General features: G+C 49.7%; 2 tRNA genes and 1 rRNA gene. All 3 read left to right on the top strand.

Features of this window, described 5'->3' with window-relative positions:
* Window positions 1-158 (top strand): 16S ribosomal RNA (locus A3730_RS20920); the annotation flags it as partial.
* Window positions 159-234: 76 nt separating this feature from the next.
* Window positions 235-311 (top strand) — tRNA-Ile (locus tag A3730_RS20915).
* A 17-nt stretch (window positions 312-328) separates the two neighbouring features.
* Window positions 329-404, top strand: a tRNA-Ala gene (locus A3730_RS20910).
* Window positions 405-743 lie beyond the last annotated feature (339 nt).

Here is a 743-nt window from a genome sequence, read left to right as displayed (position 1 = left end):
GGGCCTTGTACACACCGCCCGTCACACCATGGGAGTGGATTGCACCAGAAGTGGATAGTCTAACCTTCGGGAGGACGTTCACCACGGTGTGGTTCATGACTGGGGTGAAGTCGTAACAAGGTAGCCGTAGGGGAACCTGCGGCTGGATCACCTCCTTAACGACAAAGATTTCCGTCCTGTTCAGGGCTCACACGTTTGCTTGTCTGGTAATTAAAGGGTGTAGACGCTTTTTATAGGTCTGTAGCTCAGTTGGTTAGAGCGCACCCCTGATAAGGGTGAGGTCGGCAGTTCAAATCTGCCCAGACCTACCATTTTCAGCATTGTAAATGGGGCCTTAGCTCAGCTGGGAGAGCGCCTGCCTTGCACGCAGGAGGTCAGCGGTTCGATCCCGCTAGGCTCCACCAATACTGCTGCACTGGTAGAAGCGCAAAGAAGTCAGAATCAAGCATTGTCTTGCTTGCTTCTGACTTTTTAGTCAGGTGCCTGAATCTTTATGATTCGGCCAGCTCTTTAACAATTTGGGAAATGAGAAGTCCAAGTATTCAATGAGAATGCAAGCGTTAGATATTATCTCTGACATTTGTGTCTTTATGGTGAATCGTTATCACGATGAGTGACCTGGGCGGTGATGGAGTTTGAAGCGGAAAGGCGCAAGTCTGGAAGTGGAAAGTGAAGTGACTGTTTTGGGTTATATAGTCAAGTGAATAAGCGTACACGGTGGATGCCTTGGCAGCCAGAGGCGA

Source organism: Alcanivorax sp. HI0044 (genome assembly GCF_001634945.1).
The sequence above is the reverse complement of the archived record's forward strand: the minus strand, read 5'-3'. Positions and strand labels throughout refer to the sequence as shown.